This is a genomic window from Weissella viridescens (genome assembly GCF_014789145.1).
GTDB classification, from domain to species: Bacteria; Bacillota; Bacilli; order Lactobacillales; family Lactobacillaceae; genus Weissella; species Weissella viridescens.
In genome coordinates this window covers 1,395,068-1,408,428 of the sequence record NZ_CP061835.1, presented here as the reverse complement: position 1 = coordinate 1,408,428, position 13,361 = coordinate 1,395,068, and the positions used below count along the sequence as shown (strand labels likewise).

Sequence of the window (13,361 nt, the reverse complement as noted above, 5' to 3'; positions counted from 1 at the left end):
AATAATGAAGACAGAACAAATTATAGATGAGGTGGGCACATGCCAGAAAATAATCAAAATGTTGCTTTAAGTGCACCACAAGATATTAAAGCGGAACAAGCGGTATTGGGGTCAATTTTACTTTCAACCGATCCGACTGACTTGTTAGCGCAAGTCTCTTCAATTTTAACGCCAGGTGATTTCTTTAGAACCGCACATCAGTTGATTTTCCAAGCGATGTTAAGCTTGGATAATGAACAACGCGCGATTGATGTATTGACGATTACGGACGAACTTGAGAAAGAAAATCAAGTTGAAAACGTCGGAGGCATGGCGTATCTAACTGAATTAGCGGCTAGTGTCCCAGTGGCGGGAAATGCGATGTACTACGCACGCATTGTTAAAGATAAGTCATTACGTCGTGAATTGATTGATACGCTGCAAGAGGGAACGCAAGGGTCATATACCGGTGCTGAAAATGTTGAAGAATTGGTTGCTGATGTTAGCGCCAAGTTGGATACGATTAATGCCGGTGAAAAAACGACCGACTTTAAAGATATCGCTGAGGTGGTTAATCGTTCATTCGAACAAATTGAGGCCAATTCAGGCACTGATGATCAAGTGACCGGTTTAGCTACGGGATATCCAGCGCTTGATAATTTAACGACCGGCTTTCATGGCGGTGAAATGATTATCGTGGCAGCGCGGCCGGCCGTTGGTAAAACTGCTTTTGTTTTGAACATTGCACAACGCGTGGCTGTGGCTGACCCTAGTTTGCCAGTTGTTATTTTTTCTTTGGAAATGCCGGACACGGCTCTGGTTAATCGAATGTTAGCTGCTGAAGGAAACATTAATTCACAACACATGCGGACCGGAACATTGGATCCAGAGGAATGGAATAGTTTAGCCGTAGCAATGGGATCATTATCAAAGACGAAAATCTTTATTGATGATACGCCAGGGATTAAGGTAAATGAAATTCGGTCAAAGCTCCGTCGTTTGCAAAAGAAGGAAGGGCAAATTGGCCTTGTGATTATCGATTACCTACAACTAATTGAAGGCAGTGGTTCGGAAGGTCGTCAGCAAGAAGTGTCAGCTATTTCGCGTTCGATTAAGAAAATGGCGATGGAGTTAGATACGCCAGTTATTGCGCTGTCGCAGTTGTCACGTAGTGTAGAACAGCGTCAAGATAAGCGGCCAATGCTATCGGATATTCGTGAATCTGGATCAATCGAGCAGGACGCGGACATCGTTGCCTTTTTGTATCGTGATGATTATTATCGCGACAATGAAGATGACGATAGTCCACAAGATCCACGTGAAGAAGAGGAACAAGACGTGGGTGAAATTGAAGTCATTATTGAAAAGAACCGTTCTGGAGCTCGAGGAACGGCGCATCTATTATTTGTGAAATCTTATAATAAGTTCTCAAATATTGAGTATCGTGATGATGGAAATGGCTTTGGATAAATAGATGAATCAGTCAATCATCCGGTTGGCTGATTCTTTCGTTGTAAGGGGGAAAGATATGCAACAAAAAACGGGGATGACGCTCAAGTGGTTACTGCTTGCGTCATTAATTAATAATTTCGCATTTGGGTTTATTTGGCCAGTCACCACAGTGTATTTAAATGGGCCATTGCACCAGTCCTTAGTGGTGGTTGGTTGGGTGATGCTGCTGGTCGCGTCTGGTCAAGCGTTTGGCTCAATTATCAGTGGACGTCTATTTGATCGTTTTGCACCATATAAGCTGATTCTAATAGGCACTTTAGGGATGATATGTATTCAATTTCTACTGATTTTCTTCCATGGTTGGCCATTTTATGCGGTGAATTTAATTGTTGCAGCGTTACTAAATGGGTGGATAATGGCCGTTATCAACGCTTACGGCACGTTGGTTAAAAATCACGACGGTCGGTTCGTTTTTAATATGTTGTACTTTACGAATAATTTTGGTATGGTTTTTGCAACAGCCTTATTGGGTCTTATTTATCCTTTCGGCATCGTCTGGCTCTTTATTCTATCGTTAGGTTTGTATTTTGTCCTATTAGGAATTGTCCGGCATGCCTTTAAAATTGACATTACGGTGGATGATGCACATCAGCAAAGCGCTATGCCAAAGTTACCACGCTGGAATTTAAAATTGGTCTATGGCGTCATTATTGGCTTGATTGTACTTTGGATTGCGTATGCGCAATGGCAAGGGAATCTCTCCGTATACATGACAACTGATTTGCATTTACCACTTTGGCAGTATTCATTGCTGTGGACGATTAATGGACTTTTGATTGCGATTATTCAGGTTGGATTAAATGCTTTCCATTTGGTAACAAGCCCTAAAGCGATGTGGATTCAAATTTTCGGGGGCATTTTCATGTTCGGCTTAGCCTTTTTGATTTTGCCGTTTGCCCATGACTTTACTGGATTTGCGATTGCGATGGTGATTACAACTTTTGGTGAGGTAACGGCCTTCCCAATGATCCCGGCATTAGTAAACGAGCTGACGCCAGCAGCATTAAAGGGACGCTATCAAGGTCTAGTGGCTGCGGCACCATCGGTAGGCCGTGCAATTGGACCGTTAGTCGGGGGATTGGTCATTGAGCGTGATGGCTATTCGGCCTTGTTTAATGGTGGTGCCTTATTAGTCTTTATCACTTTTGCGGTATTAGCGCTTTTGATGTTGAAAGGCTATCGACATACACAACAATTTACTGAAGGAGATTAGCAGTGATGCAGATGCACCATTTAAAATTTAGAGTTGGCTTAAGAACCGTTAAAACCGGTATTTCAGTAATGGTCTTAGTTATTATTTTTTTGGTGTTACACCGTGGTAACCCGATGATTGCATGTTTATCGGCGGTTTTTTCACTCCGGAATGACTTTGAGACGACGATTCAATTTGGTGAGTCGCGAGTATTGGCGAATGCCATTGGTGGAACGTTTGCCATGATTTACTCATTAGCGTTAATGCAATTTCACCATGCCGATTGGGTACAAGTGATTATTTTGCCACTCTTACTGATGATGGTCATCGTGGTGAATGATGGTATTAATAATAATCGCGGTATCATTGGCGCCTCAGCTGCCTTTTTGATGATTAGTTTTACAATTCCGAGTGATGGAGATTACTGGTACGCCATTGCCCGTGTCATCGATACGTTTATTGGAACAGCGGTTGCTATTATTATGAATATTGGCGTGCATCCAATCAAATTTGATGAACCACTAAAAAAAGATGTCCAACAACTTCATGAACATATCATTGAAGAAGTTGAACACAAATCACACCATTAATATGACGCAATCCTTTCGTTGAAGGATTGCGTTTTTAGTTTGATTCTAAAAAGGCTGTCACGAAGATAGAAATATGTTAGATTAGGGGCATTAAGAGAATTAAACAATGAAAGCAGGTACATGAATATGCGAGCGATTCAAATTCAAGCTGCTGGTGCAAAACCAACGGTGACAGAAATACCAGCACCAACTGAAGTTGCTGCTGATCAAGTACGGGTACATGTAGCAGCTTCTGCTTTGTCTAATTTAGCAAAGCGCGTTGCAACGGGTGCCCATTATTCAGCTGATGATGTTTATCCTAAAACCGTCGGTCTCGATGGCGTGGGAACCTTGGATGATGGGACATATGTCTATTTTGACCATCCATTAGGTGGTGCCTTAGCCGAAGAAGTGATTGTGCCCATTGCGCATGTGATGGAAATTCCGGCTAGCTTAGATCCGGTTAATGCTGCTGCGTTACCCAACCCAGGGATGAGTTCATACGCCGCGCTAACGTACCGGGCACAACTACAAGCGGGCGAAACGGTGTTAATTAATGGTGCAACCGGTGTGGCTGGTCAATTAGCGGTTAAGATGGCTTATGCACTTGGCGCCAAGAAAGTCATAGCAACGGGGCGTCGTGCTGAGGCATTAAATGCATCTGGTGCAGATATGACAATTGCGTCGAATCAATTAGATTTAACAGATGCAGATAGTCGGACAGCCTACGGCGCTAGTTTGGCTACGGTTGCTGGTGAAGTTGATGTCGTCTTAGACTATCTCTATGGGCCAAGTGCCGAGGTACTACTCACAGCATTGGCGCAAACAACCGCAGGAAGTCATCCGGTACGGTATGTTGAAGTGGGGGCTATGGCCGGGGCAACGCTGAATTTACCAGCAAGCTTATTACGATCTTCAAAGTTGAGTATCATGGGTTCAGGTTTGCAAGCAGTTGATACGGTTGATTTGCAGACAGCCGTGGAGCAAACCTATCAGTTAGCGGGTCGGTATGGTTGGCAGGTGCCAACACAAGCTTTTGAACTTAGTGACATTGCAACGGCGTGGACGGCTCCGAATAATCCACGTGCGGTGATTACTTTTTAATTAAAAAAACGTCATCCAGCGGTTGCTGTGATGACGTTTTGTTTATTCAGAATCAACCGATTCTTCTAGTTGTGAAGTTGCTTGGTGGCCCTTAAACCATGATTTGAACCAGTAGCCACGATAAAAGGCTTCCATGGAAATGATTTGTGCGGCAGAACAACCAATCAAAGTCAATTGTAACCATAATTTGCCAACGGTAAAGAATGGGATTGCCATAAAACCAGCTGACATGGCGTAAATGGCGATACGTTGCTTTTGGCTGAGTTTACGTTGGTAGACGCCTTCTTCAACATAACGTTGGTAGTATTTATTGCGAATCAACCAAGCGTGTAAACGCGGAGATGAACGTGCCCAACAAAACGCAGCGAAGAAGTAGAAACCGGTAGTGGGTAATCCGGGAATCCAGATAGCAACCGTTCCGATTGAAAATAGGATTAGCCCGAGCAGAATGTATAAATAGCGCATGTGAAAGTGTCCTTTGTGAAATTTACTCTGTTATAATTGCTGGCATCATTATAACAAGAATTTACGGTAACGCCTATGGAATCCCCTATTTTGTTTTAGATTTGTTATAATGTTCATAATAGAAAAACAGAGAGGGGGGCAACGGTGATGGAAATTTTGGAACGTGCATACGCCAAACTCAATCTCAGCTTGGATACCCCTTATCTTCACCAAGATGGGCAACAAGAATGGGATATGTTTATGGTCCCAATTGATTTGGCAGACTCGGTAACTATTCGGACCACTGATGAGCATCAGTCAATTCATGTCGATTCAACAAGTGGTGTTTTACCCTTGAATGAGAAAAATTTAGCCTATCAAGCAGCCAACCTCATGCGGCAGCGAGCTAATCGCCAAGATGGGGTGGATATTTATATCGATAAAAAGATTCCTGTAGCGGCTGGTTTAGGGGGAGGTTCTGCTGATGCAGCAGCAGTGATTCGTGGTTTAAATCGGATATGGCATTTAGAACTTTCTGAAACCGAATTAGCCCGAATTGGGTTACAAATTGATGCGGATGTGCCGTTTTGTGTGTATAGTCGTCCAGCCCGAGTGACGGGGCGAGGTGAAATCGTCACGCCCATCCAAACTAAGTTGCCACCATTGTGGCTGGTGGTTTCCAAACCGGCCATCAGTGTCTCCACACCCAAAATCTTAAGGCAAATTGACTATGGTAAACTAGAACATGGAGATATGCCTGCGCTGATGGATGCCCTCGAACAGGGTGACTTGGCTGAAGTTTGTATCCAGATGTTTAATGTTTTAGAACCGGTCACGGCTGGTCGGTATCCTGAAATCATTAAATTACGGGAAAAAATGCAAAAATTCGGGGCTGATGCCGTTCAAATGTCTGGATCTGGACCAACCGTTTTTGCTCTATCTAATAAGGAATCGCGAGCAAAACGCATTTATAATGCCGTGCGTGGGTTTGTACAAGAAACATATATTGTTCATATTATTCAGTAGAAAAAAGGAGATTTATGATGATTAAAACAGGAATTAAGAATGACGCGCTAATGGATGCTTTGCATGCCATGCGTGACGACCAAAACGAAACAACGGAAAATAATTATACGCAAGCACTTTTGCAAGCGCAGCTATTGGCACCAGTTAGCTTTACGCAAGCACCAGTTGAACAAGCAGATGGTTCAGTTGTTTTGCCAGAAGGTTCAGAAGTCCGTTTTGTTACATTTGCGGATGAAAATGAGAATATGATTTTCCCAGTATTTTCAGATGATGCACAAGCTGATATGGGTGATTGGGATGTTGAAGATACCGTATACCCATACCCAATGACCATCGAACAATACTTGCCAATGGTCTTTGACGAAGAAGTGCCAAACATGGGCGGATTGGTTTTGAACCCATTTTCAGAAGATGGTATGCCAATTACAATGGATAATTTGGCTTTCTTAGCAAGCGTTTTAGAAGCCGTGCACGGTGATGGTGAAGTTCAAGTCAGTGCGGCCGATGATATTGTGCCCGGTCCGCTAAAGTATGACTTGGTGGCATTAGCTGATGACCATAGTGATCTCATTAAGCACCTATACTTGCTACGTTTGACGCAAGGTGAAGCCGGTAGCTACTTGGTTGTTATTGATGGTCCAGATCGTGAAGCAGCCTTGGCATTGGGTTCAGATTTTGAAAAAGTCTTCAATGATAATGCTGGGGATGAAGGTTCAGAATTTAACTTAATTATGAGTGATGATTTTGGCGCAGATCTTTCAGAATTCACACCAATTTACGATAGCGAAATTTAAAGCTAAGCCACTCTAGTGATAGAGTGGTTTTTTAATAAGGGGGGAGCATGAAACATACGCAAGTTGCCATTATTGGAGCAGGGCCCGTTGGGCTCTTTACGGCTTTTTATGCACGTCTACGAGGCCTAGATGTTACATTAATTGATAGTTTGGAAAATGTCGGGGGGCAAGTGAATCATTTATATCCCCAAAAGGATATTTTAGATGTACCGGGCTATGTCAAAATTGAAGGTGAAGCTTTGATTCGCCAACTCGCTGAACAGACTCAACAATTAAATCCTAATTATATGTTAGAAACCACAGTAACCGATGTGGCTTATGATGTTGTTGCTCAGACATTTATGCTTCAAACAAACCACGAAGCATTACAAGCTGACCGGGTCATCTTGGCGATTGGTCATGGTGCGTTTGAACCAAAACGTCTGCCTGATGGGATTGGCGCTGATTTGGAAGGTGAAGGCGTTTACTATGTGGTGGATGATTTGAATAAATTTAAGGATCAAATTGTTTTAGTTGCTGGAGGTGGTGATACTGCGGTTGATCAGGCACTAGCGATAGCTAAAGTTGCCCAAAAGGTTTATCTAACGCACCGACGCGATCGTTTTCGCGCTATGGCCTATACCTTAGATCAATTAGCGGTATCATCGATTGAACGGGTGACACCCTACAATATTACGGCAATATCAAAAACAGCAGACGGTGAGCTTGAGGTGACTTTGAACACGTCAAACACGGAAGTCGCGCAACAACTGATGGTTGATTCAGTCGTCGTGAATTATGGTTTTAAGTCAGACAGTCAACTGTTTGAACAGTGGCGTTGCCAACCGACCGTGGCACGCCAACGCTGTGTTGTTCAACAAAATATGCAATCATCAGTGCCTGGCTTGTATGCCGTGGGGGATATTGCGGGGTATGCGAATAAAACTGATTTGATTGCCACTGGTTTTGGTGAAGGAACAATCGCCGTTAATGGCATCCTACAAGATTTGGAACCAGCTTTAGCGGGGCCGCTACATTCGTCAGGCTATATTATTCAAGATGGTCAAGTAGATCCCTTGCAATAAAAAAGGAAAATTCTGAGACAAGAATGCGCAATTGTGAAATATTTGGTATACTAAAAAGGTAGAAAAAATTATAAAAGAGGTATCGTAATGTCAAAATTAGTTATGGTTCGTCACGGACAAAGTGAATGGAACGCAAAGAACTTGTTTAATGGTTGGATTGATACAAAGTTGAGCCCAGTTGGTATTCAACAAGCGCGTGATGCGGGAAACTTGTTGGCTGAAACAGGGATTGAATTTGATCAAGCCTACACGTCAGTTTTGACTCGTGCCATCCAAACTTTGCACTTGGTTTTGGAAGAAGATGGACAACTTTGGATTCCTGAAGAAAAGTCATGGCGCTTGAACGAGCGTAACTATGGTGCTTTGCAAGGTTTGAACAAGGCCGACGCCGCTGAAAAGTGGGGTGACGATCAAGTTCACCAATGGCGTCGTTCATATGACGTTTTGCCACCAATGTTGGATGACTACGAAGAAACAGTTACAGTTGATGGTGAAACATATGCTTCATTTGACCGTCGTTACGCTGATGTACCAAAGGATGAATTGCCACTAGGTGAAAACCTAAAGGTTACTTTGGAACGTGTTATGCCTTACTGGGATGAAAAGATTTCAAAGGACTTGAAGGCTGGTAAGAATGTTATTATCGCCGCTCACGGTAACTCATTGCGTGCCTTAGCTAAGCATATTGAAAAGATTTCTGATGATGATATTACAGGTCTTGAAATTGCCAACGGACAACCTATCATTTATGATTTGGATGATAACTTGGATGTTGTTTCAAAGACAGTTTTGTCAGGTGAATAAGCACATATGCATCTACAGTGGTTTAGTTTAGTGACTAGCCACGCAAATAGTCGGGGAGATTTCGAGATGTTCGAAACCTTTCGGACTATTTTTTGATTATGATTAAAGCTGTTATAAGTATGGCTGATATTTTAAGGTTTAATTCGCTAAAAGATATAAATAGTGTATAATGACAAAAGAGAATATTGTGCGCTTTATAATTGATATATCTGCGTTTTTTATTTTAAATCACATTTAGGGAGTAAAAGGATTTCTATGGATAATGTAATTGATTTAAGTCATCTTTGGCAGGTAATTCGCCGAAATTTGAGCTTGATTTTTGCGATGGGAGTTATCTTTGCGGCGATTGGATTCACCGTCTCAAAGTTTGTCGTTCATCCCAAGTATAGTTCTTCAACAGCGGTGTTAGTTAACCGTAAACAAAATGATAATGCTGCGGGGGTTCAATTCCAAGATCAGCAAGCCGACGTGCAATTAATTAGTACTTATAAGGATATTATTACGCGACCTGTTATTTTGAATCAGGTAGCGAATGATTTGACGAAAAAGCACACCGAAAAGCAAGCTGATGGGACAGAAAAAGAAGTACCAGCTAAGTACACAAAGTCTGAAGTGAATTCAGATAACTTGGCCGGTATGATTTCGATTTCTAACCAACAAAATTCACAGGTGTTCTCAGTCAATGTTAAAACTGGCGATGCTGATCTTTCTAGAGACGTGGCCAATGAAGTTGCCAAGGTTTTCCAAAAGAAGGTTGGTAATATCATGAGCAGTGCTTCAGATGTGTCAATTGTGTCAAAGGCAATTGCAAATCCAAAGCCTGTTTCACCGAATGTGCCATTGATTACATTGGTTAGTTTTGTGTTCGGGCTAATGGTCGGATTTGCTTGGGCATGGATTCGTGACCTAACGGATCGTACGGTTAAGAGCATTGGTTTCTTGACAGACGACCTTGGATTAACAAATCTAGGTATGGTCGGTTATATTGGAAAAATGCGTTCAATTGATGAAGCCATTAGTCGTCAAAATAATGGCAATACATCAGAGCAACGCTCTGAACGTAATCGTCGAATTTAAGGGAGTATACGCATGTCATTATTTAAAAGACACTATAAAGAAGATGTTGAAACGCAGACAAATGGCGCTCGGTTAATTACATTTACTGAGCCAAAAAATGTGATTTCAGAACAATTACGTACGGTACGTACAAACATTGAATATGCCGGAGCTGCATTAGATAAGCTTCAAGTTGTGATGTTTACGTCACCACAAATGTCAGACGGTAAGTCAACGGTTTCTTCAAACGTGGCCGTGACATGGGCGCAAGCCGGTAAAAAGGTATTGATTGTCGATGCAGATTTACGTCGTCCGACTGTTCATACCACTTTCCGATTGGACAACCATCAAGGATTAACAACCATTTTGGCAAGCGATTTACAGCCAAAAGATTTGGTTCATGAAACAATGGTACCGGGGCTATCTGCCTTAACTTCAGGGCCAGTGCCACCAAATCCAGCTGAATTGCTAGGATCACCACGTATGACGGCATTGGTCGACTGGATGCGTAATAATTACGACATCGTGGTTTTGGATGTTCCACCATTGAATTCCGTGACTGATGCGCAAGTTATGTTGCCATTAGTCGATGGCGTTGTTCTTGTAATTACGCTAAACCAGACGCAAAAGGTTACACTAGAACGTGCCGTTGAGCTCCTAAACTTGACGTCTACAAAGGTGCTCGGTGTGGTTTCACGTGCAAAACGTAATGACGGTGAATCTGGTTATGGCTATGGTTATGGCTATGGCTATGGTTATGGTTATGGTTCAACCAAAGATTAAATAGTTAATAAATGAGAGGTAGTAGACAAACATGTTTACTACCTCTTTTATGAAAGTAATGATGAGGAATTTAAAATGATTGATATACATTGTCACCTTCTACCAGGTTTGGATGATGGATCTGACACACTAGAACATTCATTGGATTTAGCCCGAGCAGCAGTTTCGGATGGAATCACGCATGCTTTAATGACGCCACATCACATGAATGGCCGGTACGTTAATCATGCTACAGACGTTAAATTAGCTACCGACCAATTTCAAATGGCTTTAGATGATGCGCAAATCCCTCTAGTGGTTTTTGCTAGTCAAGAGGTCCGCATCAATGGAGACTTATTAACAGCCTTGGATGCGGGGGATATTTTAACGACTGACCCAGATGGGAAATATATGTTGTTAGAGTTTCCATCCGAAGAAGTCCCAGCATATAGTGAAAAAATGATTTTTGACATTCAACAACGTGGGATTACCCCCATTATTGTGCATCCAGAACGAAATCAAGGCTTCATGGATAAGCCGGAATTATTGTATGAGTTTGTGAAGCGCGGTGCATTGGTGCAGGTTACAGCTAGCTCATATGTGGGTGTTTTTGGTAAAAAAGTACAAGCCTTTGCGCAAGATATCATTGCTAGTGGATTGGCACAATTTTTGGCTTCCGATGCTCACTACATGGAAAATCGTGATTATGTGATGGGACAAGCGTTCACGCAATTGGCACGTGAGCAAGGTCAAAAAGTGGCAGATCTTTTTGATGAAAATGCTAAAGCAGCTATTAATGGTGATTACATTCAACGTTTAGCAATGCAACCAATTAAGAAGAAGCGTTTTTTTGCTAAGTACTAAACTTAAAAGATTATGAAAATATCAAGTTTTTCGAAGTTTAGTGAGAAATTTGATAAAATGGAATATATGTAAAAATAAATCCAAAAATCGAGTGAGCTTAAAACATGAACGAGAACAACATGGATAAAGAAATTAAAGTACAGGGTAAGTATTTAACGAAACGTTATGAAATGGCCCCTAATCGTTCAGATAAAGTGAAATCATTATTCGTGAACCAACATTTTGCAAACTTTTGGGCCCTGCGTGGCATTGATTTTGCAGCCTATGAAGGCGAAAGTGTTGCGATTATCGGCACAAATGGTTCGGGTAAATCAACCTTAATGAACATCATTTCAAATATTATTCCTGCCACCACAGGTGATTTTTCAGTCAATGGCGTGGTTTCTTTAATTGCGGTTCAAACTGGATTACGTGGTGGCCTGTCAGGTCGTGAAAACATTCGGCTTAAGGGCTTGATGATGGGCATGTCTGAAAAACAAATTGAAGCGAATATGCAAGATATTATTGATTTTTCTGAATTGGGGGCGTTTATTGACCAACCGGTTAAGAACTATTCAAGTGGGATGCGTTCGAAACTTGGTTTTTCCATCTCAGTGCACTCTGATCCTGATATTTTGATTGTCGATGAGGCACTTTCTGTTGGAGATGCAACCTTTACGCGTAAGTCTCTTGATAAAATCAAAGAATTCCAAAAACTTGGAAAGACGATCTTTTTCGTGAGTCATTCATTAGTCCAAGTTCGTGAAATGGCTGATCGCGTGTTGTGGATTGAACGTGGTGAAATTAAGATGTATGGCGAGACTGAGCCAGTTTTGGCGGCTTATGATGCCTTTGTAAAAAAGGCAAAAGAAGCGACGTTAGTTGAGCGGCGTGATCAACAAATCACGGCACGTGTTGAACAAGAAAATTTTAATTTAAATGAACTTTACGCGAATGAAGCCATGGCTGCAGGTAACGTTAGTGATGATGCGTACGCAGACATTTATGAAGAGACACACCATCTAAATGGCCCTAAAAAAATGTCGATTTGGGAAAAGTTGTTTTTGGCTGTGCTTATTCTGATCTTATTTGTTGTCGGTGATGCAGCCATTCTAGATATGAGCGCAAAGCAAGTTATGCAAAATCCTGCGGCATTGGTAACATCTTGGTCGGTTTCGGGCATAAAAGAATTGAATGAAACACATCAAAACTACACCACGACCGGAGTTGAAGTGGTGAAGTACACTGTTAAGCCAGGCGACACACTTGATGCGGTAGCAAAAAAATATCACGTTAAACCAGAGACAATTATGCGTGAATCTGATTTGAAAAATAAAACGATACATCCAAAACAAGTCTTAAAAATTCCGAAAGGTGAAGGGAAGTAATTATGCGTGATTTAATTCAATTTTTCCGTGAAATCATGGCGAATTTACCTGTTATCCGACGGATTGCTCATTTTAATGTGCGTACAAAATGGGTTGATAATTACCTAGGCTCAAGCTGGGACTATATTGAGCCACTCCTTTATATTGGTACCTATTATCTTGTTTTCGGAATGGGGTTTTATAACGGCACGGTAGCTGGGCAACCTTATTTACTTTGGATGCTAGCCGCCATTGTGCCTTGGTACTATATCCAGGGTGTGTTTAATCGTGGATTAACGACGGTTAAATCACAATTACCACAATTGTCTAAAACCAGATTCCCGCTCAGTATTGCGGTAGTTATGCCCTTACAAGAGGAAATGCGCCGATTTTTGGTAATGACAGGTATGTTTATTCTAGTGATGTTCTGCTATGGACGTACCCCGACCATCTATTGGTTCCAATGGTTTTATGCAGTATTTGCTATGGTGATGATGTTGGTTGCATTTAATTTGATTAATTCTACCTTGACGATTCTAATTCCCGACTTTAAACCGTCAATGTCTGCTATTTTCCGACTCCTGTTTTATTCATCAGGAGTTATTGTAAACTTTGATTCAAAGTCAATGCCTTATTTGATTAAGGCCATTTTGGAACTTTCACCTTTTAATTATGTGCTAACGATGTTTAGAAATAGTTTTTTGTATGATCGCTGGTTTTTTGAAAATGCAAATACAACGATTTTCTTTTGGGTATTGATCTTTGTTCTCCTAGTTGTGGGAGCATATATGCACATTCATTTCAGAGATGAATTTACTGATTTAACTTAAGTTGGAGATAAGCTT

At 41.7% G+C, this 13,361-nt stretch carries 14 protein-coding genes; 13 read left to right on the top strand and 1 reads right to left on the bottom strand.

From position 1 onward, the window contains the following. Positions 1–39: 39 nt before the first annotated feature. The 4 genes from dnaB (at position 40) to IE337_RS06980 (ending at position 4,356) form a co-directional block, all read left to right on the top strand. On the top strand, positions 40–1,449 hold the full coding sequence (dnaB, locus tag IE337_RS06995; protein WP_057746673.1) for a replicative DNA helicase: 1,410 nt from the start codon (positions 40–42) through the stop codon (positions 1,447–1,449). A gap of 58 nt (positions 1,450–1,507) precedes the next feature. Continuing rightward, positions 1,508–2,704, top strand: coding sequence for an MDR family MFS transporter (locus tag IE337_RS06990; RefSeq protein ID WP_191136276.1), 1,197 nt, complete (start codon positions 1,508–1,510; stop codon positions 2,702–2,704). Between the two features lie 5 nt (positions 2,705–2,709). Further along, a complete protein-coding gene (locus IE337_RS06985) occupies positions 2,710–3,273 on the top strand; it encodes an FUSC family protein (protein ID WP_243185591.1) in 564 nt (187 codons plus the stop codon). A 126-nt stretch (positions 3,274–3,399) separates the two neighbouring features. Continuing rightward, complete coding sequence (locus IE337_RS06980) at positions 3,400–4,356, top strand: quinone oxidoreductase family protein (protein WP_191136275.1); 957 nt, start codon at positions 3,400–3,402, stop codon at positions 4,354–4,356. A 42-nt stretch (positions 4,357–4,398) separates the two neighbouring features. On the opposite strand, the gene IE337_RS06975 is transcribed toward IE337_RS06980, so the two are convergent. After that, on the bottom strand, positions 4,399–4,821 hold the full coding sequence (locus IE337_RS06975) for a YbaN family protein (protein ID WP_112468176.1): 423 nt from the start codon (positions 4,819–4,821) through the stop codon (positions 4,399–4,401). Positions 4,822–4,968: 147 nt separating this feature from the next. Here IE337_RS06975 and ispE point away from each other — a divergent pair, with 147 nt between their 5' ends. The 9 genes from ispE (at position 4,969) to IE337_RS06930 (ending at position 13,346) form a co-directional block, all read left to right on the top strand. Beyond that, complete coding sequence (ispE, locus tag IE337_RS06970; protein ID WP_191136274.1) at positions 4,969–5,826, top strand: 4-(cytidine 5'-diphospho)-2-C-methyl-D-erythritol kinase; 858 nt, start codon at positions 4,969–4,971, stop codon at positions 5,824–5,826. 14 nt (positions 5,827–5,840) lie between these two features. Beyond that, a complete protein-coding gene (locus tag IE337_RS06965) occupies positions 5,841–6,620 on the top strand; it encodes an SseB family protein (RefSeq protein WP_191136273.1) in 780 nt (259 codons plus the stop codon). A 47-nt stretch (positions 6,621–6,667) separates the two neighbouring features. Further along, positions 6,668–7,684, top strand: coding sequence for an NAD(P)/FAD-dependent oxidoreductase (locus IE337_RS06960; protein WP_191136272.1), 1,017 nt, complete (start codon positions 6,668–6,670; stop codon positions 7,682–7,684). An 87-nt stretch (positions 7,685–7,771) separates the two neighbouring features. Next, entirely contained in the window at positions 7,772–8,488 is a 717-nt protein-coding gene (gene gpmA / locus IE337_RS06955) for a 2,3-diphosphoglycerate-dependent phosphoglycerate mutase (RefSeq protein WP_191136271.1), read from the top strand. A 255-nt stretch (positions 8,489–8,743) separates the two neighbouring features. Then, positions 8,744–9,565, top strand: a complete 822-nt coding sequence (locus tag IE337_RS06950; RefSeq protein ID WP_191136270.1) for a YveK family protein — start codon at positions 8,744–8,746, stop codon at positions 9,563–9,565. A gap of 6 nt (positions 9,566–9,571) precedes the next feature. Beyond that, positions 9,572–10,327: a CpsD/CapB family tyrosine-protein kinase gene (locus tag IE337_RS06945; RefSeq protein ID WP_423841174.1), complete on the top strand. Its 756-nt coding sequence runs from the start codon at positions 9,572–9,574 to the stop codon at positions 10,325–10,327. A 75-nt stretch (positions 10,328–10,402) separates the two neighbouring features. Continuing rightward, complete coding sequence (locus IE337_RS06940; protein WP_191136268.1) at positions 10,403–11,170, top strand: tyrosine-protein phosphatase; 768 nt, start codon at positions 10,403–10,405, stop codon at positions 11,168–11,170. Positions 11,171–11,289: 119 nt separating this feature from the next. Beyond that, complete coding sequence (locus IE337_RS06935) at positions 11,290–12,537, top strand: ATP-binding cassette domain-containing protein (protein ID WP_191136267.1); 1,248 nt, start codon at positions 11,290–11,292, stop codon at positions 12,535–12,537. Positions 12,538–12,539: 2 nt separating this feature from the next. Continuing rightward, positions 12,540–13,346: an ABC transporter permease gene (locus IE337_RS06930; protein ID WP_057746639.1), complete on the top strand. Its 807-nt coding sequence runs from the start codon at positions 12,540–12,542 to the stop codon at positions 13,344–13,346. Positions 13,347–13,361 lie beyond the last annotated feature (15 nt).

Excerpts from the sequence above, each read along its gene's own strand:
- dnaB (WP_057746673.1), top strand. The coding sequence starts at position 40 with ATGCCAGAAAATAATCAAAATGTTGCTTTAAGTGCACCACAAGATATT.
- IE337_RS06990 (WP_191136276.1), top strand. The coding sequence starts at position 1,508 with ATGCAACAAAAAACGGGGATGACGCTCAAGTGGTTACTGCTTGCGTCA.
- IE337_RS06985 (WP_243185591.1), top strand. The coding sequence starts at position 2,710 with ATGCAGATGCACCATTTAAAATTTAGAGTTGGCTTAAGAACCGTTAAA.
- IE337_RS06980 (WP_191136275.1), top strand. The coding sequence starts at position 3,400 with ATGCGAGCGATTCAAATTCAAGCTGCTGGTGCAAAACCAACGGTGACA.
- IE337_RS06975 (WP_112468176.1), bottom strand. The coding sequence starts at position 4,821 with ATGCGCTATTTATACATTCTGCTCGGGCTAATCCTATTTTCAATCGGA.
- ispE (WP_191136274.1), top strand. The coding sequence starts at position 4,969 with ATGGAAATTTTGGAACGTGCATACGCCAAACTCAATCTCAGCTTGGAT.
- IE337_RS06965 (WP_191136273.1), top strand. The coding sequence starts at position 5,841 with ATGATGATTAAAACAGGAATTAAGAATGACGCGCTAATGGATGCTTTG.
- IE337_RS06960 (WP_191136272.1), top strand. The coding sequence starts at position 6,668 with ATGAAACATACGCAAGTTGCCATTATTGGAGCAGGGCCCGTTGGGCTC.
- gpmA (WP_191136271.1), top strand. The coding sequence starts at position 7,772 with ATGTCAAAATTAGTTATGGTTCGTCACGGACAAAGTGAATGGAACGCA.
- IE337_RS06950 (WP_191136270.1), top strand. The coding sequence starts at position 8,744 with ATGGATAATGTAATTGATTTAAGTCATCTTTGGCAGGTAATTCGCCGA.
- IE337_RS06940 (WP_191136268.1), top strand. The coding sequence starts at position 10,403 with ATGATTGATATACATTGTCACCTTCTACCAGGTTTGGATGATGGATCT.
- IE337_RS06935 (WP_191136267.1), top strand. The coding sequence starts at position 11,290 with ATGGATAAAGAAATTAAAGTACAGGGTAAGTATTTAACGAAACGTTAT.
- IE337_RS06930 (WP_057746639.1), top strand. The coding sequence starts at position 12,540 with ATGCGTGATTTAATTCAATTTTTCCGTGAAATCATGGCGAATTTACCT.